The sequence below is a fragment of the Opitutus sp. ER46 genome (assembly GCF_003054705.1).
In the GTDB taxonomy this organism is placed as follows: Bacteria; Verrucomicrobiota; Verrucomicrobiia; order Opitutales; family Opitutaceae; genus ER46.
The window spans coordinates 191,623-209,004 of sequence record NZ_QAYX01000022.1; the positions used below are offsets into that span (position 1 = coordinate 191,623).

General features: G+C 66.1%; 11 protein-coding genes. 8 read left to right on the forward strand and 3 right to left on the reverse strand.

The window, feature by feature from the left end:
• Positions 1-87: 87 nt before the first annotated feature.
• The 7 genes from DB354_RS11270 to DB354_RS11300 all read left to right on the forward strand — a co-directional run bounded on the left by DB354_RS11270 (position 88) and on the right by DB354_RS11300 (position 12,542).
• Positions 88-1,548, forward strand: a complete 1,461-nt coding sequence (locus tag DB354_RS11270; RefSeq protein ID WP_107835729.1) for an FAD-dependent oxidoreductase — start codon at positions 88-90, stop codon at positions 1,546-1,548.
• A gap of 98 nt (positions 1,549-1,646) precedes the next feature.
• Positions 1,647-2,513, forward strand: a complete 867-nt coding sequence (locus tag DB354_RS11275; protein WP_107835730.1) for an SDR family NAD(P)-dependent oxidoreductase — start codon at positions 1,647-1,649, stop codon at positions 2,511-2,513.
• Between the two features lie 84 nt (positions 2,514-2,597).
• Entirely contained in the window at positions 2,598-3,635 is a 1,038-nt protein-coding gene (locus DB354_RS11280; RefSeq protein WP_107835731.1) for a zinc-binding alcohol dehydrogenase family protein, read from the forward strand.
• Positions 3,636-3,763: 128 nt separating this feature from the next.
• Entirely contained in the window at positions 3,764-6,322 is a 2,559-nt protein-coding gene (mutS, locus tag DB354_RS11285; protein ID WP_107835732.1) for a DNA mismatch repair protein MutS, read from the forward strand.
• Entirely contained in the window at positions 6,322-7,086 is a 765-nt protein-coding gene (locus DB354_RS11290) for an alpha/beta fold hydrolase (RefSeq protein WP_233256617.1), read from the forward strand. The genes mutS and DB354_RS11290 overlap by 1 nt, the downstream gene beginning before the upstream one ends.
• A 273-nt stretch (positions 7,087-7,359) precedes the next feature.
• Entirely contained in the window at positions 7,360-12,018 is a 4,659-nt protein-coding gene (locus DB354_RS11295; protein WP_158277491.1) for a PAS domain S-box protein, read from the forward strand.
• 161 nt (positions 12,019-12,179) lie between these two features.
• The gene (locus tag DB354_RS11300) at positions 12,180-12,542 is read left to right on the forward strand and encodes a ferredoxin (RefSeq protein WP_107835735.1); all 363 of its coding nucleotides are present in this window, start codon (positions 12,180-12,182) and stop codon (positions 12,540-12,542) included.
• Positions 12,543-12,777: 235 nt separating this feature from the next.
• On the opposite strand, the gene DB354_RS11305 is transcribed toward DB354_RS11300, so the two are convergent.
• Positions 12,778-13,560: an endonuclease/exonuclease/phosphatase family protein gene (locus tag DB354_RS11305; RefSeq protein WP_107836046.1), complete on the reverse strand. Its 783-nt coding sequence runs from the start codon at positions 13,558-13,560 to the stop codon at positions 12,778-12,780.
• Positions 13,561-13,719: 159 nt separating this feature from the next.
• Between DB354_RS11305 and DB354_RS11310 the strand changes: the two genes are divergently transcribed.
• Positions 13,720-14,598, forward strand: coding sequence for an AraC family transcriptional regulator (locus DB354_RS11310; protein WP_158277492.1), 879 nt, complete (start codon positions 13,720-13,722; stop codon positions 14,596-14,598).
• A gap of 68 nt (positions 14,599-14,666) precedes the next feature.
• Here the strand turns inward: DB354_RS11310 and DB354_RS11315 are convergent, their stop codons facing one another.
• Both DB354_RS11315 and DB354_RS11320 read right to left on the reverse strand, forming a co-directional pair.
• Positions 14,667-16,397, reverse strand: coding sequence for a sodium:solute symporter family protein (locus DB354_RS11315; RefSeq protein ID WP_107835737.1), 1,731 nt, complete (start codon positions 16,395-16,397; stop codon positions 14,667-14,669).
• A 21-nt stretch (positions 16,398-16,418) separates the two neighbouring features.
• A complete protein-coding gene (locus DB354_RS11320) occupies positions 16,419-17,330 on the reverse strand; it encodes a metallophosphoesterase (RefSeq protein ID WP_107835738.1) in 912 nt (303 codons plus the stop codon).
• Positions 17,331-17,382 lie beyond the last annotated feature (52 nt).

Here is a 17,382-nt window from a genome sequence, read left to right on the forward strand (position 1 = left end):
GAGAATTCCTCCGCACGGCCAATGGTGCCGGTTCGGGACCGTCGGTATAGTCGCCGTCCTTCCCCGTCGCGACGCCACTCTCACCCTATGGACGCCATCGAATCCGTTCCCACTACCCCAGAGACCTACGATCTGCTCGTCCTGGGCAGCGGCGAAGCAGGCAAATATCTCGCCTGGACGATGGCCAGAAAGGGACTCAAGACCGCCGTCGTGGAACGCCGCTACATCGGCGGTTCCTGCCCCAACATCGCGTGCCTCCCGACCAAGAATCTGATCCACAGCGCGAAGATCGCCTCGCTGTTCACGCGTCGGCACGAGTTCGGCCTCTCGACCGACCACGCAAAAATCAACATGCCCGCAGTGCGGGAGCGGATCCGGCGCATGGTGTTGGAACTCGTCGAGCTCCACCGCGCCAATTTCGAGGCCAGCGGTACGGAGCTCATCATGGGCACCGGCCGCTTCGTCGGCGAACGGACGCTCGCCGTCGCCTTGTCGGGCGGTGGCGAACGAAGGTTACAGGCCAGCAACGTCGTCATCAGCACCGGCAGTCGCGCCACGATCGCTGCCATTCCCGGGCTTCCGGAGGCTCAGCCATTGACGCACATCGAGGCGCTCGAACTCGATGTCGTGCCGCCGCATCTCGTGATCCTCGGCGGCGGTTATGCGGGACTCGAGTTTGCCCAAGCCATGCGGCGCCTCGGCAGCAAGGTCACGGTCGTCGAGCGGAATGACCGCCTCGCCCACCGGGAGGATGGCGACGTCTCCGATGCGTTCCATGCGCTCTTCCGTGATGACGGGATCGAGGTGCTCACGGGCGCGACGGTCGTTCGCGTCGAGGGAATATCCGGACGAGGTGTGACCCTCCACATCGTCCGGGCGGACGCGGAGATGAGAGTAACCGGCTCCCATCTTTTGGTTGCCGCGGGCCGGACGCCCAACACCAGCGACCTCGGTCTGGCCCGCGCCGGCGTCGAAATCACCCCACACGGTTTTGTGAAGGTCAACGAGCGGCTCGAGACGACCGCGTCGGGCGTGTGGGCCGTCGGAGACTGCGCCGGCAGCCCCCATTTCACCCATGTGGCTTTCGACGATTTCCGGGTCGTGCGCGACAACCTCTCGGGCGGCGCTCGGGTGACGACCGCGCGGCTGGTGCCATCCTGCGTGTTCACGGATCCTCAGTTCGCGCGCATTGGCCTCAACGAAACCGAGGCCCACGCCCGCGGCATCGCTTATCGCGTGGCCAAACTGCCCATGGCGGCGGTCCTTCGTACCCGCACCCTGTCCGCATCGCGGGGCTTTCTCAAAGCCCTACTCGAGCCGGTAACGGATCGCATCCTGGGCTTTGCCGCGTTCGGTGTGGACGCAGGTGAAATGCTGGCCGCCGTGCAGGTGGCCATGATGGCGGACCTTCCATTCACCCGGCTGCGGGACTCCATCTTCGCCCATCCCACGCTCAGCGAAGGCCTCGTCATGTTGTTCGCCGCGGTGCCCGCCGCGACAGAGCCCGCGCCGAGAAAGGACGGTACCGCGTCCTCGGCGGCGCGGTAAACGGCGACGTGAGCGGAGGGTCGTTACCGAAATCCGGCCTCCGGAATTTTCCCCGCGACCCGACGCATCGTCACAACCGGCCGACCTTCATTCCCAATATGCACCAATCCAAAGTCTGGCTCGTAACAGGAAGCGCCAGCGGCCTCGGCCGCTTTATCGCGGAGGCTGTCCTCCAGTCCGGTGATCGCCTGGTGGCGACCGCACGTGAGCCGCTTCGTTTACACGACCTCGCCGAACAGTACGGCCCCCAGATTCGCGTTGCGCCACTCGACGTGGTCGATGGTGCGGCGGCGAACGCCGCCGTGCAGTTGGCCCGTTCGGCCTTTGGCCGGCTTGACGTCGTTGTGAATAACGCGGGCTACGGCGATACCTCGCCGTTTGAACAGATGAGCGCGCCGCGATTTGCGGCCGTGATCGACACCAACCTCTTCGGGGTCGTCAACGTGACGCGCGCCGCATTGCCGATCATGCGACAGCAACGGAGCGGCTGCATCCTGCAGATTTCATCGGTCGGAGGCCGGCTCAGCAGCCCAGGCAACGCCGCCTACCATGCCGCCAAATGGGCCGTGGGCGGATTCACCGAGGCTCTCGCCCAGGAGGTGGCGCCCTTCGGTGTCCGCGTGTGTGCGCTCGAACCTGGCGGCATGCGCACCAGCTGGGGTCTCCGCGCCAACCGCGAAATTCCTTCCCTGTTGCCGGAGTACGAGCCCTCGGTCGGTGCTTTCATCAAGGCCGTCGCACCCGTCTGGGGTAACGAAAACAGCGATCCCGCCAAAGTCGCCCAGGTCATTTTGCGCCTGGCGGACATGGACCGTCTTCCCGCGCACCTCTTGCTCGGCAGCGACGCTGTTCAATTTGCTGCCCAAGCCGAGGCCAGCCGTTCGGCGGACGCCAGCCGCTGGCGCGAACTAAGTGTATCCACCGACGCTGCGGGGGCACCTGCCCTGCCAAACGTCCGATTCTGAACCCGCGACGCGCACGTCGCCTGCCTGACCACGCGTCCGCCCGGCGCCCGTCTCCCCCACGCCTTTACCTCGCCCACACCTGCCATGAAGATCGTCAGCTTCCGCCAGTCGCTTCCCATCACCGATCCCAATAGCTTCCTCGACCTTGCCGGGGACCCGCCTCGGCCGGGCCCTCGTGACCTGCTGGTTGAGGTGCACGCCATTTCCGTCAATCCCGTCGATGCCAAGATCCGGGCAGGCGGCGGCCCAGGACGTCCCGACGGGGAGCTGCAAATTCTCGGTTGGGACGCCGCGGGCGTGGTGAAGGCAGTTGGGGCGGAGGTGACGCTCTTCCGGCCGGGGGACGAAGTGTATTACGCCGGCTCGCTCGATCGCCCGGGTTCCTACGCGGAGTTACAATGCGTTGATGAACGGATCGTCGGGCGTCGACCCAGGAGCTTGGATTTCGCGGCGGCCGCCGCCCTTCCCCTCACGACGATCACCGCGTGGGAGTTGTTGTTTGACCGGCTCCGGATCCTCCCCGCCACCCCGGGCGCGTTACTGATTGTGGGCGGTGCGGGCGGCGTGGGCTCGATGGCGATCCAACTCGCCCGGCAACTCACCGGGTTGACGGTGATCGCCACGGCGTCCCGCCCGGAAACACGGCTTTGGTGCGAGCATATGGGCGCGCACCACGTCATTGACCATGGCCAGCCTCTAGCCGCACAGGTCCGCCGCGTGGCTCCAGACGGGGTGAACTACACCCTCGCGCTCACTCGGACCGAAGATCACTTCGAGCAGATCATCGCCGCGATGGCGCCGCAGGGAGCGATCGGCGTCATTGAAAACCCCTCTCGTCCCCTGGAGCTGACCTGGCTCAAACCCAAGAGCCTCGCGCTGCACTGGGAATTCATGTTCACACGGTCCCGGTATCAAACGCCGGACATGGCCGAGCAGGGCCGGCTCTTGAACGAGGTGGCGGCGTTGGTCGATGCGGGGCGGATCCAGACCACGATGCAGGCTAACTTCGGGCCCATCACCGCCGCCAATCTCCGCCAAGCGCATGCTCTCGTCGAGACAGGCCGAACCATCGGAAAAATCGTGCTCGCCGGCTTCCCTCACGCCACGCCGCCGGAGACGTAAGTGCGTCCCCGAAAGCCCAACCGGCGTCCAGTTCGTCAATACCGAGAACCGCCGCATCCTCGATGGGGCGAGGAAGGCGACGCTTTTCGTCTCGCCCACCGTCACCCTCTGCCCGCTATTTTCGGCGCATGTCTGACGCGAAGCTGACGCCGATGATGCAGCAGTACTTTGAGGTGCGCCGGGGACTCTCCCGGGACACGCTCCTGCTGTTTCGCCTGGGCGATTTCTTCGAGATGTTCTTCGAGGATGCGGTCACCGCCTCGAAGCTGCTGGGGCTCACCCTCACCAAGCGCCAGGACCACCCGATGGCGGGCATCCCGGCGCAGGCGCTCGATACCTACGTCACGAAGCTCCTCGCCGCCGGCAAGAAGGTCGCGGTCTGCGACCAGGCGGAGCCCGCCAAGGCCGGCAAACTCGTCCGCCGCCAGCTCACACGCATCCTTTCGCCCGGTACGACTCTCGCCGCCAACCAGCTGGATGCGGTGCGCAACCATTACCTGGCGGCCCTCGCGGTGGACAAACACGGGCTGCACGCCGCCTGGCTCGATCTCTCCACCGGCGAGTTCAAGGTCGCGACCGATGAGCGCGTCGCGAATCTCCTGCCCGTCCTCACCGCCCTCGACCCCGCCGAGATCCTGATCACCGAGGGCGAGCGCGAGCGTTGGGCCGCCGCCCCGCACGAGCAGACCGAGCTCCACGCCCTCCACGCGTTTTGCAACAACCGGCTCGCATCCGAACTGCCCGGCTACCATTTCGACGCCACCACGGGCGCCAAGACGGTGATGGACACGCTCGGGGTCCTCAACCTCGAGGGCTTCGGCCTCGCGCACACGCACGCCGCCCTCGGCGCCGCCGGCGCGCTCGTGTACTACGCCACGGAAAATCTCTGCGCGAAGCCCGAGAACCTTCGTGGGCTCCAGGAATACCGCAGCACGCGCACCCTCCTCCTCGATCCGGCCACGCTGCGCAATCTCGAGATCTTCAACTCCGTCCGTGGCGGTCGCGATGGCTCGCTGCTCAACGCGATCAACCGCACAGCCACCCCCGCCGGCGCGCGGCTGCTCGAGCGCTGGCTCGCCGCCCCCGTCCTCGACCTCGCCGAAACCAATCGCCGCCAGCAAATCGTGGGCGAGCTTCGGGCGGAGCCGATGCGCCTCGCCGAGTTGCACGAGCTCCTCGGCCAAGTGCGCGACATCCCCCGAATCCTGGGCCGGCTGCAGAATCGCCTGCGCAATCCGCGCGAGCTCGGCGGCGTCCGCGACACGCTCGCCCAAGTGCCCCCGCTGCGCGCCGCCCTCGGCGCGTTTGCCGACGCGCAGCAGTTACCGGCCATCGCGACGCAACTGCAGGAGCTCCCCGCGTTGCGCGACCTGCTCGGCCGCGCCCTCGCCACCGAACTCCCCAACGATCTCACCGACGGCAACTACATTGCCGCCGGCTACGACCCGGAACTCGACCGGCTCAAATCGCTCACGACCGACAACAAGACCTGGCTCTCCGATCTCGAGCGCGCCGAGCAGGAGCGCACCGGCATCCGCAGCCTGAAGGTCAGGTTCACGAACAATTTCGGGTACTACATCGAGGTCACCAAGGCCAACCTCCACCTCGTTCCCGCGGACTACATCCGCCGCCAGACCACGGTCGGCGGCGAACGCTACGTCACCGAGGCGCTCAAGCAGAAGGAAAAGGAGATCTTTCACGCCGAGGAGAACGCTCTCGCCCGCGAGCTGGAGCTGTTCAACCAGCTCGTCACCGCGATCCTTGATGAATCGATCGCCCTCGCGCACACCGCCGACGCCCTCGCCGAGCTCGACGTGCTCGTGGGCTGGGCGCTCCTCGCCCGCGAGTGGGATTACTGCCAGCCCGCCCTCGACGAGGGTAGCGTGCTCGAAATCGTCGATGGCCGTCACCCCGTGGTGGAGCAGATGCTGCGCGCCAACGACATTGCCCCGGCGCGCGGCAGCTCCGCCGGTTTCGTGCCCAACGACACGCTCCTCGCCGCCGACGACGCCCAGATCGCGCTGATCACCGGCCCCAACATGGCCGGCAAATCGACGTATATTCGCCAGGTCGCGCTCATCACCCTCATGGCTCAGATCGGCTGCTGGGTGCCGGCGAAGTCCTGCCGCGTCGGCTTGGTCGACCGCATCTTCTCCCGCGTTGGCGCCAGCGACGACCTCGCGCGCGGCAACTCCACGTTCATGGTCGAGATGAACGAGACCGCGAACATCCTGAACAACGCCACGCCTCGCTCCCTCATCATCCTCGACGAGATTGGACGTGGCACGTCGACGTACGACGGTCTCTCCATCGCGTGGGCGGTCGTCGAACACCTGCATCGTGATCCCGAGCGCGGCCCGCGCACCTTGTTTGCCACGCATTACCAGGAACTGACCCAGCTCGAGAAACACCTCCCGCGTCTGCGCAACCTCTCGGTCGCCGTAAAGGAATGGAACGACGAGATCGTCTTCGTGCGCCGCGTCGTGCCCGGCGCCGCTGACCGCAGCTACGGCATCCAGGTGGCCCGCCTCGCCGGCCTCCCGCTCACCGTCATCGACCGTGCCAAGACCATCCTCGCCAAGCTCGAGAGCGACGACACCACCGTCTCGCTGCCCGCGCCGCAGGCCCGGCCGAAGAAGAAGATCACCGTCTCCGAAGCGGACGACTCGCAGCTCAAGCTGCTGTGATGCATCTTTTCCACCGCGAACTTGGCGGCGCCGGCAACCCGCCGCTCATCCTCCTCCACGGGATGCTCGGCTCGTCCCGCAATTGGCAGACCACGGGCGCGGATCTCGCGCAGCGATATCACGTCTTTGCGCTCGACCTGCGCAACCACGGCAAGTCCCCCCACGGCGACGAGATGACCTACGAGGCCATGGTGGCTGACGTGCTTGCCTGGATGGACGAGCACCTCGTGCCGGCGGCGTCGCTCCTTGGCCACAGCATGGGCGGCAAGGTCGCGATGCTCCTCGCCTGCCGCCACCCGGCTCGCGTCACTCGCCTGCTCGTCGTCGACATCGCCCCCAAGGACTACACGTGGGTCGGCCACCGCGCGGAGTTTGCCGCGATGAACGAGCTGAACCTCGGCGACCTGCGCTCGCGCGCCGAGGCCGAGTTGCGGTTCGAAGCGCGCGTGCCGAGCTGGCCGATGCGGAAGTTTCTCGCGACCAACCTCGACCGTGACGCCGAGGGGCGCTGGCGCTGGCAGATCAACCTGCCTGTTCTCACCACCAGCCTGCCGACGCTCGAGTCCAACGTGCTCACCCCGGCTGACCGCTTCGAGGGCCCCACCCGCTTCCTCCTTGGCGGAGCCTCCCGCTACGTCGAGCCCGCGGACCACGCCGCCATCCGCCAACACTTTCCGGGTGCCGAGATCGTCACTCTCCCCGGCGCTGGCCATAATCCGCATATGGACGCTCGCACCGAGTTCGTCCGGGCCGCGCTCGCCTGATCCGGGTGACAAGCGGCGCCCCGGCCGGCGGCGTTCAGGCGGTCCAATAGCAGTGACGCCAGCCGGCAGCGGCCAGGCCAACTCCGGCGCGAGAAGACTCCCGGGGGGGCGTTGCGGGACCACCTTGGGCCCGGCTTTCACTCTGGAGTGGCGGTCATCGCCAACAAATTGCCGGTCGGGTGCTTACGTAGCGCGGTGCGTATAAGCCGTAGGCCTGGACGCGAGTTCCGCCGCTAACTGCGGGGCACTCGCGGGCCGATGCTCGTGGTAATCGTGCCTGAGCGCCCCACCGCTCCTCCTCGTTTCCGTCTCGCCTGGGCTCTCCTGGTGGGCGGCCTCGCATTGACCGCCTTTGCCGCCGTTCTCACGTCGAACGCGATCGAGCGAAACTTGCGCCGGCAGTTTGACGACATCATCGACGAGATACGCCTTAACGTCAGCGGCCGGCTCCTCGCCAATACCCAAATCCTCAACGGTGCCGCGGCACTGCTGGACGCTTCTGACGAGGTCACCCGGCACGAGTGGCGCATGTTTGCGGACCGACTCGAACTAGATCGGCAGCTGCCCGGTACCCAGGGCGTCGGTTACGCGCTGCTCATTCCCGCCGCCGACCTCGCCTCGCACGTGGCGCGCATCCGGACCGAGGGCTTCACTGACTACAGCGTCTTTCCGATGGGAGCCCGGGAAGCGTATTGCCCCATCATCTTCATCGAGCCGTTCGAAGGTCGAAACCTCCGGGCCTTCGGCTTTGATCCATTTTCCAACCCGGCTCGACGCGCGGCCATGGAACAGGCGCGCGACGAGAACCGCGCGATCCTCACTGCGCCGGTCAAGTTGGTGATCGAGCACGAGGGCGATATCCAGATCGGCACCGTTCTCTACGTCCCAGTGTACCGCAAGGGAGCTCCGATCAAGACGGTGGAACAACGGCGTGCCGCGATCATCGGCTGGGTCTTCAGTCCATTTCGGATGAACGATTTCGTCCGCGGCGCGCTCGGTGCCTGGATCTTGCAGCATCCGTCGATCGATTTTCGCCTCCGTGTCTTTGATGGCTCGCACCCGAGGGCCGAGCAAAACCTGTTCGACAGCGATCCCTCCAGCCCGCCGCGAGCGGAGCCGCGTGGACACTCGCCTCACGTCCAGGTGGCGGCGATCGGTGGGCGCGAGTGGCTGTTTGAGCTTTCGCACCGGCGGGGCCCCAGCGTGACGTTTGGACACCTGCAAGCCTGGGCCGTGGCCGGCTGTGGGAGCGCGATCAGCGTCCTGCTCTTTGCCCTTGCGCGCTCCCTAATCGGCACCCGGGTGAAGGCCGTGGGCATCGCAGACCGACTTACAGCCCGGCTGAAGCATCAGACCAGCCTCCTGAACTCGCTCCTCGATTCGATCCCCGACGTCATTTTCTACAAGGACACAAAAGGCGTGTACCTGGGCTGCAACCCGGCGTTCGCCGAGTTCGTCGGCCAGCCGCGCGAGGCCATCATCGGCCGCACTGACTATGAACTATTTCCCAAGGAGATCGCCGACACGTTCCGTGCTTTCGACCAGGAGATGCTCGCGACGCGCGAGCCGCATCACAACGAGGAGTGGATCACGTACCGCCACAAGCACACGGTGCTCGTGGACACGCTCAAGACTCCGTACTGGGGCGCCGACGGCAGCCTGATTGGCGTGCTCGGTGTGAGTCGCGACATCACGCGGCACCACCAGGCGGAAGAGGTCTTGCGCGAGAGCGAGGCCAATTTCCGCGCGTTCTTCGAGACGATCGACGACATCATCTTCGTGGCCACGCCCGAAGGTAGAATCACCTTCGCCAATCGCACGGCACGCGAGAGACTCGGGTATTCCGCCGAGGAGTTCGCGCAAATGCGCGTCCATGATCTCCATCCTTTGGCGCAACGTCCGGACGCCGAGCCGACGTGGGCATCGATCCTGCGCGAGGAGCATGTCACCAGCACGATCCCGCTGGTGACCCGCGCGGGCGTAGACCTCCCCGTCGAGACGCGCGCGTGGCTCGGCCGCTCCAACGGACGCGACTGCGTGTTCCACCTGAGCAAGGACCTTTCCGCGGAGCAGGAGGCGCAGGTCCGCTTTGAGAAGTTCTTCCGCAATGCCCCGGCCCTGATGAGCCTGAGCCGGCTGCCGGAACGGAAGCTAGTAGACGTCAACGATGCGTTCCTGACGCACCTGGGCTACACGAGTGACGAGGTGATTGGACGCTCGCCGAACGAACTCGGGCTGTACGCGAATCCAGAGTCCGAGCGCGACATGGTGGACGCCCTCATGACCAAAGGGCGCTGCCGCGACCTTGAAATGCAGCTCCGGGGCAAGGACGGAAGCATCCGCGACGGCCTGCTCTCCGGCGAAATCATCACGACCCAGGGCGAACGCTACTTCCTCGCCGTGATGGTCGACATCACGGAGCGAAAGCGTGCACTGGCGGCCCTGCGCGAGGAACGGCTCCGACTGTCCAGCATCATCCAGGGCACCAATGTTGGCACGTGGGAGTGGAATGTGCAGACCGGTCAACTCGTCATCAACGAGCGCTGGGCGCAGATTGTCGGCCACACGCTCGCCGAGCTGGAGCCTGTTTCCATCGAGACCTGGGGCCGCTTCGTGCACCCCGACGACCACAAGGTCAGCGAAGCGCTGCTCCGCCGGCACTTCAACGGCCAGCTCGACTATTATGAGTGCGAGTGTCGCATGCGGCATCGGGACGGCCACTGGGTCTGGGTGCTCGACCGCGGCTGCATTGCCACGCGCACACCTGACGGCGCCCCGCTCCTCATGAGCGGCACGCACCAGGACATCTCCGCGCGAAAGCGCATCGAGCAGGAGTTGCTGGCCCGCAACGAAGACCTGGCCGCCGCAACCGTGCGGGCGGAACAGGCGAACCTCGCGAAGAGTGAGTTCCTGGCGAACATGAGCCATGAAATCCGCACCCCGATGAATGGCGTCATCGGGATGATCGGACTGCTCCTCGACACCCGCCTCGACGACCTGCAGCGACGGTACGCCGAGACCGTGCGCTCCAGTGGCGAGACGCTCCTGCAGCTCATCAACGACATTCTCGACCTCTCGAAGATCGAGGCCGGCAAGATGGAACTCGAAACGCTGGACTTCGACCTGCGCGCGATGCTCGACGATCTCAGCGGCATCATGGCCGTGCGGGCCGGGGAAAAGGGCGTCGAGTTCCTGTGCGGCGCCGCACCCGACCTGCCGCATCTGCTGCGCGGCGACCCTGGCCGCCTGCGCCAGGTGATCACCAATCTCGTCGGCAACGCTCTCAAGTTCACCGAAAAGGGCGAAGTGGCGGTTCGCGTCACCCTGGAGTCTCGCGAGGAACGAACCGTCGCCCTGCGCTTCAGTGTGCGGGACACCGGGATTGGCATTCCGGCGAACAAGCTCAAGCAGCTCTTCGCGAAGTTCAGCCAGGTCGATGCTTCGACGACGCGCAAATACGGCGGCACCGGGCTCGGGCTCGCGATCTCCAAGCAACTGGCCGAGCTCATGGGCGGGCAGATCGGTGTCTTCAGCGAACCGGGCCGCGGCTCGGAGTTCTGGTTCACCGCGCGCTTTGGCGTGCAACCCGCCCCACTGGTTCCGCTGCCCCCCGCGGAACCGCTGGCCGGCACGCGCGTGCTGATCGTCGACGACAATGCCACCAATCGTGAGATTCTGCGCCATCAGCTCACGGCTTGGGGCATGCGCGCCGAGGAGGCCGCGGATGGCCCGATTGCCTTGCGCGAACTCCACACCGCCGTCGCCGACAAGGCCCCCTATCGTGTGGCAATCGTCGACCTGCAGATGCCGGGCATGGACGGCTGCGCGGTGGGCCACGTCATCCGCTCAAGTCCCGACTTGCGTGACACTCTGCTCATACTGATGCCGTCGCTGCTCGCACCCGCCGACGCCTCGCGCATTGCGGAAGTGAAGTTCAATGCGTCCCTGACCAAGCCTGTGCGCGTCACCGAGCTCCACGACGCCTTGGGCGCTTGCCTCGCCGGCCGGGCCATTGTCCGCCCGACCGCGGCATCGCCCCGAGCGCCGGTGTTCCCCCTGTTCAGCCGGCACGCCCGGATCCTGCTGGCAGACGATAACATCACCAACCAGCTCGTCGGTACTGGCATCCTCAAGAAGATGGGGCTCACCGCCGACTCCGTCGCCAATGGCGCCGAGGCCGTCGATATCCTGGCGACCGTACCGTACGACCTGGTGTTGATGGACGTACAGATGCCCGTGATGGACGGGCTCACTGCCACGCGCTGTATCCGAGCGTCGGAGTCGCGCGTTCTCAATCACGCCATCCCGGTCATCGCCATGACCGCGCACGCGATGGGCCGCGACCGCGAGGAGTGCCTCGCCGCCGGGATGAATGATTTCGTCACGAAGCCAGTGACACCCCAGGCCCTCGCCCAGGTGCTGTCGCGCTGGCTGCCGAGCCCGCGAATCGAGGCGGCGCCCCCAATTCACCCCGAGGTCGTCGCGACGGTCCCGGCACCCCGCATGCCGGCGCCGGCGATGCCCGCACCGCGGATCCCGCTCGAAGCGCCGGCGGCCGCCCGCATTCGGCCGCTCCCGGGCGCACCAGGCCGCGGCGCGAGTGCGGCGGCGATCTTCGATCGCGCCGCATTTCTGGCCCGCATGCTCAACGATCGAGCGATGATGGAATCGATCCAGGTGACCTTCCTTGAGGACACGCCATCGGAGGTCGCGCAACTGACGATGGCAGTCGCGGTGGGTGACGCGAAAAAGGTGGCAGCGATGGCGCACCGGATTGCCGGTGCCGCCAGCAACGTAAGCGGTGAGGCCCTGCGCGCCCAGGCGCTCGCTCTGGAAAGGGCGGCAAATCAGGGCGAGAGCAACAAGCTCGCGGCCATGGCGGCGGGGGTCCAGGAACAGTTCAAGTTGCTCAAAGCCGCGATGGAAAGCTGAGCGCCGCTCGCCCGGCGACACCTCTTGCCGCAGCAGACCCACTGGTCGTTGGCGCGTCAGCGACGTTTCCATGCGCGCACCGGCGGGAAGCTCGCGGCGGCTAGGCCAACCGGATTGACCGCTTGGCGTTGCGCGTGGGACCGCTAGGCTGCGGCACCGAGATGGATACCTCTCCAGAGTCATTGGCCACGATTCTCGCGAAGACCGGTGTGCCCCAGGCGCAGCGCCATGCCTTCCTCTGCCTGGGTCCGAATTGCTGTCATCGTGAAGAAAGCCAGCAGGTTTGGGATACGCTGAAACGCCTGATCAAGGAATTGAACGTCCCGGCGCTCCGCACCAAGGCGGAGTGCCTGCGCGTGTGCCGGGGCGGCCCCATTCTCGTCGTTTATCCCGAAGGCACCTGGTACGCCGGCGTGACGCCGAACCGTTGCGAACGGATCGTGCGCGAGCACCTGCTCGGCGGACAGCCGGTCGAGGAATGGCTCATCGCCCGCCACCCGCTCGAGCCCGCGGACAGCGCCTGAAGGCAGTCCTCCCCATCACGCCTCCTCCGCTTTGGCAACCTGAGTTCAGGGGATTACGGCTCGGCGCTGCCAATGTGCGACGCCCACTGGCATTTCTGGGCGGCGGTGGGACCGAATGAGGTGCCCCGATCTTCAGTGGCTAAACGAGTGGAGGCGCCCCCCCCCGCCCTCCTGGCGCGCGTCGGCGTTCGTCGTTCCTGCTGCCGGTTGCCATTCCGGCGTGCGCCATGTCCCCTCAGCGGAAACGAATCTCTGCCAGCAACGGAAGGTGATCCGACGCGACGGGAGCCGCGACAACTTGCGCAGAAACGGCCCCAAGCGTCGGCGCGGTGATCCAGATGGAGTCGATCCGCCGGACCGGCTTCGAGGTTGGGAAGGTGTACCCGGGCCCGGTCCCTACTTGCGGCCAGACGTCGCTGAGAAAGGTGCTTAGCGCCCCGTGAGTACGACTGGCTGGGACGTCATTGAAATCGCCACCCAAGACGACAGGGAGCCCTGGCTCCGCCGTGACGATGCGGCGCAACTCCGCAACCGCTCGGACGCGCTCGGCATCATTGTCTGCCACGTCAAGGTGCGTGGAAAGAAACAGGACTCTCCGACCCTGCACCTCGAGTTCCACCTGCAGAACGCCCCGGGGCTCGCCGGCACTGGCATGCGCAAAACGCGTGTTCCGCTGGGCGCGAATCGGAAAGCGGCTGAGCACCGCGTTGCCGTAGTCGCCCCCCTGGAACGCAAGGTTGGGACCGAAGGCGACCTTCATCCCGGTCAACGCCGCCAGCTCTGCCGACAAGTCGCGACCGGCGGTGCGCCGCACGCCCCGGTCTACCTCCTGAAGCGCGACTACGTCCGCGCCGGTGGTCCGGATGATCTCGGCGATACGGGGCAGATCGACGGCATGGTCGAGTCCTTCACCGTGATGGATGTTGTAGGTGAGCACGCGGATCGTCGCCGGCGCGGCGAAGGCCCGCGCCGAGCCCAGTGCAGCCAGGCAAAGCAGAACAAGGTAGAAGGAACGCATAGAGGGTCAGGGTGTTTTTGGGTGCAGGACGGTGGCCAGTGGCCGCTGCTCGCGGCCCGGCGTGAACATTGCGGCGGACCGCTGGGTGCGCGACAACCGTGTGACAGCCGGCGACGCCCCTTGACCACGCTGGCGGGACGCGAAAGATTCGCCGCCCCGATGGCAACCAAGCGTGAGCTGATGCAACTCATCACCGCCGCGGCGGAGGCGCTGGAGATTCCGCGCAACTACTACCATGGGCGCCGTCGTTGGCCGAGCGAGTTGCCGGACAATGTTCTGGTCTTTCTGCGGAGCGCCGCCGGCAATCTCTCGCCTCACACCGACGCAGACTTCCATCATCGATGGGTTCTGCTGGTCGCGCTCGCGGGCCGCGGGACCGTGCGGATTGACCGCCAGATATGCGAACTCCGCCCCGGCCAAGCCCTGCTGATCCCGCCGCTGCATCTGCACGACTATCCCAAGCTGGCGGCGCCGGCGATTCGCTGGCTCTTCGTGACATTTGAATGGCCGGCGCACACCGCCCAGTCGACTTGCTGGCGCCGCGTGCGAACGCTGGAGCACGACGCTCTGGCTTCGCTCGAGGGCCTCATGGCGCTCTGGCGTCGAGGGCCGAGCCACGGAGGCACCCTCCTCGCCGCGCACCTCATGGACCTCCTGATGAGCATCTATAGCACCGAGTCTGCGGTGCCCGCGGCGGCTCCAGCCCCTCCCGCTGCCGTCCGACTGCTGGATGCCGTGCAACGGCAGTTGCGGCAGTCGGCGCCCGGACCGTTGCGGGTCGTGGAGTTGGCGCGCCGGCTCGGCACCTGCGAGAGTCACCTGCGGGCGCGCTTTCGGGCCGAGGCCGGGATCAGCCTCGGGCGTTATCTGCGGCAGAGCCGCGTGCGCGCCGCCGCCCTGATTCTGCGGGAAGAGCGCATTCCGGTGAAGGCGGTCGCTGAGCGACTTGGCTTTAACGATATTTACGCATTCAGCCGCGCCTTCAAACATGTGATCGGCTTGCCTCCGTCCCAGTTTCGCAAGGCGGACTCCCGGTGATCCCTGGACGTCGGAAAGCGCACGCGCGTGCGCCCCACCCTCGCCGCCCACGAAGTGACGCATGGTCGTCACGCGGCCCCGCTCGAACGGTCCTGCAGGCGCCGAGTGCAAAGTACAACCACGGCGCCCGTCGCGATCGCACCGAGCAGACAGAGGCTGGCGACGACCTGGTGGCCGAAGATCAGTTTTCCCACGCCGAAGAGCATGAGGTAGATCATCGCCGTGCTAGCCATCCACGCCACCAAGCGTGCTCGAAAATCGCTCTCCTTCGGGCCGATTCCCAACTTGTCCGCGATCGGCTTCCACAGCAGGTAACCCGGACGCGTCTTGGCATAGAAGGCGAGCAACGTCTTCTCCTGCGATGGCTTGGTTAGGAACGTCACGGCGATCCACGTCACGGTGGCAATGCCGACGCTCACCACGAGGCTCCGACCGAATCCCCAATCAGTGGTGTACCGGATCACGACCGAGGCGGTGATCGAAGCCAGCATGCAGCTGATCTCGCTCCAGGGGTTTACCCGCCACCAGTACCACTTCGCGATAAACAGCAGCCCGATTCCTCCCTCCAGCGCGATCAGGAATCTCCATACCCCAGAGATTTCCTGCATCAGCAGGCTCGCGAGCGACCCCGTGAGCATGAGGAACACAGTGAATGCCCGCGCCATGCAGACATAATGCGGCATCGGCGCATCCCGCCGAATGAAGCGGCGGTACAGATCGTTGACCAGATATGAAGATCCCCAGTTGAGGTGCGTGGTCAGCGTCGACATGAAGGCAGCCAGGAAACTCGTCACCAGCAGCCCACGGAACCCCGCCGGCAGGGTGTCGAAAATCAGCCGCGGATAGCCGCTCTCCGCATCCGCGAGATGCGGGTAAACCACCATCGAGGCCAGGGCGACCAGGATCCAGGGCCAGCTGCGCAGCGTGTAATGCGCCACGGTGTAAAGAAGCGTCGCGTAGATGGATTCCTTCTCGTTTTTGCAGGACGCCATGCGCTGGGCCAAATACCCCGATCCTACCACGCTGCCGGAGGCCCACCACTGCACGCCGACATGCACGAGGAACAGGGAGAGCGGCATCCACGCGGAATCGGAGTCAGGAATGAAGTCGAGCAGCTGTTTGTCCGCCCCATAGATGCGGTCGAGCTGCACTGTGAGCGCGTCGATTCCACCGACCGCATCCACCGCGTAGATGGCCAGGATGATTGAACCCGCCATTGCCAGGATGAACTGGAAAAAGTCGGTCGCCACCACGCCAAGGTAGCCCGACATCATCGTGTAGATGAGGGTCACGCCGCAGCACACGAAGAGGGAGGTAACGTGCGGCCAACCGAACGTCGCGGCGAAGATCTTGGCCATCGCGAGAATCACCCACCCCATGGTCACGCTGTTGGCAATCACGCCGGAGTACACGGCGCGAAAGCCGCGCAGCACCCGGCCTTCAGGTCCCGAAAAGCGCAGCTCGTTCAGCTCGATATCCGTGAGCACTTCCGCGCGTCGCCACAAGGGGGCGAAGAAATAGGTGGAGAGCGTGCCGGCCGGCACGAGGCACCACCACAACCAGTTGCCCGCAATGCCATGCTTCGCCACGAGGCCGGTGACCGCCAGGGGCGTGTCGGCGGAGAACGTGGTCGCCACCATGGACGTGCCGATCAACCACCACGCCATGCTGCGGCCGCCGACAAAGAACTCGTCGGTGTTGCGGGACGCGCGCCGCGTGTAGTACAGGCCGACGACAAAGCAGGCCGCAAAGTAGACGCCGAGGATGATCCAATCGAGGGTGACGAGGGAGTGACTCATGCGCGCAAAGCGGCCAGCGGCTCAGGTTCGCCACGCCAACTCCAGCTGCCGATTATGCTCGGCGTGGGCCGGGTTGAGGCAATGCAGGTGCAGCCGCAGCCCCTCGTCGCTGAGCTGCGCCGACACCCACCCTGTGGCCGCGGCGGGGTCGAAGACGTACGCCGTAGTCGGAAGGTTGATCAGGTGCAGCCCGCTTTCATCCTGCCCCACGCCCCAGCGGTGAGTATGGCCGAAGATGAAGGCTTTCACGTGCCGTCGCGGTCGCATCACCGCGAAGAATGCCTCGGAGTCGAGCAGCGAACTCTTCAGCGTGCCCAGCGCAGGGTTGTGATGGGCAACGACGATCGCGGGGCGATCGGCGTTCGCGTCGAGCGCCTGGGCGAACCACGCGAGCTGTTCCGGCCCGAACCGTCCCGGCGTCGACATCGTCCGGTCGAGCGTATCGAGCACGAACCAGTTCGCCCGGGGCGCGCGGATCACGGCGACCTGCCGGGTCTCCTGGACGGTCTCGCCGCTCTTGGCCTCCCGCATCGCCGCCCAAAACCGCTCCCGGTGATCGTGGTTGCCGAGCGCGAGGTGCACCGGCAGTCCCGTCGCACGTAGCGGCTCGATCAGGCGCGCAAAGGTGCCGTAGTCCCCCGTTTCTCCGGTATTGAATGCCAGATCACCATTGACGATGACCCCCGCCGCTGCCGTGGAACGCCCGAGCGCCTCACGTACCGCCGTGGCGAGACGCTCGGCCATGTTGATGCCGCGGGCCGTGTGGCCTGGGTCGTGGGCAATATGCGGGTCCGAGAACAAGACCCAGGCGTCCAGATCGGTCGCCAGGCGTTCTCCCAAGCAGCGCCCGGCTCCGAGGAGCACCCCGCCGCCAGCGAGCATCGATCGGACCAAAAATTGGCGGCGAGAAAGACCGCCGAGATGGAGGGGCATGAGCGGATGGGGTTGGGTGCCGTGCGGGCCACGGCCGGCCCGCACGAACAGA

What these genes read in the sequence shown, in the direction of transcription:
- DB354_RS11270 (WP_107835729.1), top strand. Translation starts at nt 88, where the DNA reads ATGGACGCCATCGAATCCGTTCCCACTACCCCAGAGACCTACGATCTG.
- DB354_RS11275 (WP_107835730.1), top strand. Translation starts at nt 1,647, where the DNA reads ATGCACCAATCCAAAGTCTGGCTCGTAACAGGAAGCGCCAGCGGCCTC.
- DB354_RS11280 (WP_107835731.1), top strand. Translation starts at nt 2,598, where the DNA reads ATGAAGATCGTCAGCTTCCGCCAGTCGCTTCCCATCACCGATCCCAAT.
- mutS (WP_107835732.1), top strand. Translation starts at nt 3,764, where the DNA reads ATGTCTGACGCGAAGCTGACGCCGATGATGCAGCAGTACTTTGAGGTG.
- DB354_RS11290 (WP_233256617.1), top strand. Translation starts at nt 6,322, where the DNA reads ATGCATCTTTTCCACCGCGAACTTGGCGGCGCCGGCAACCCGCCGCTC.
- DB354_RS11300 (WP_107835735.1), top strand. Translation starts at nt 12,180, where the DNA reads ATGGATACCTCTCCAGAGTCATTGGCCACGATTCTCGCGAAGACCGGT.
- DB354_RS11305 (WP_107836046.1), bottom strand. Translation starts at nt 13,560, where the DNA reads ATGCGTTCCTTCTACCTTGTTCTGCTTTGCCTGGCTGCACTGGGCTCG.
- DB354_RS11310 (WP_158277492.1), top strand. Translation starts at nt 13,720, where the DNA reads ATGGCAACCAAGCGTGAGCTGATGCAACTCATCACCGCCGCGGCGGAG.
- DB354_RS11315 (WP_107835737.1), bottom strand. Translation starts at nt 16,397, where the DNA reads ATGAGTCACTCCCTCGTCACCCTCGATTGGATCATCCTCGGCGTCTAC.
- DB354_RS11320 (WP_107835738.1), bottom strand. Translation starts at nt 17,330, where the DNA reads ATGCCCCTCCATCTCGGCGGTCTTTCTCGCCGCCAATTTTTGGTCCGA.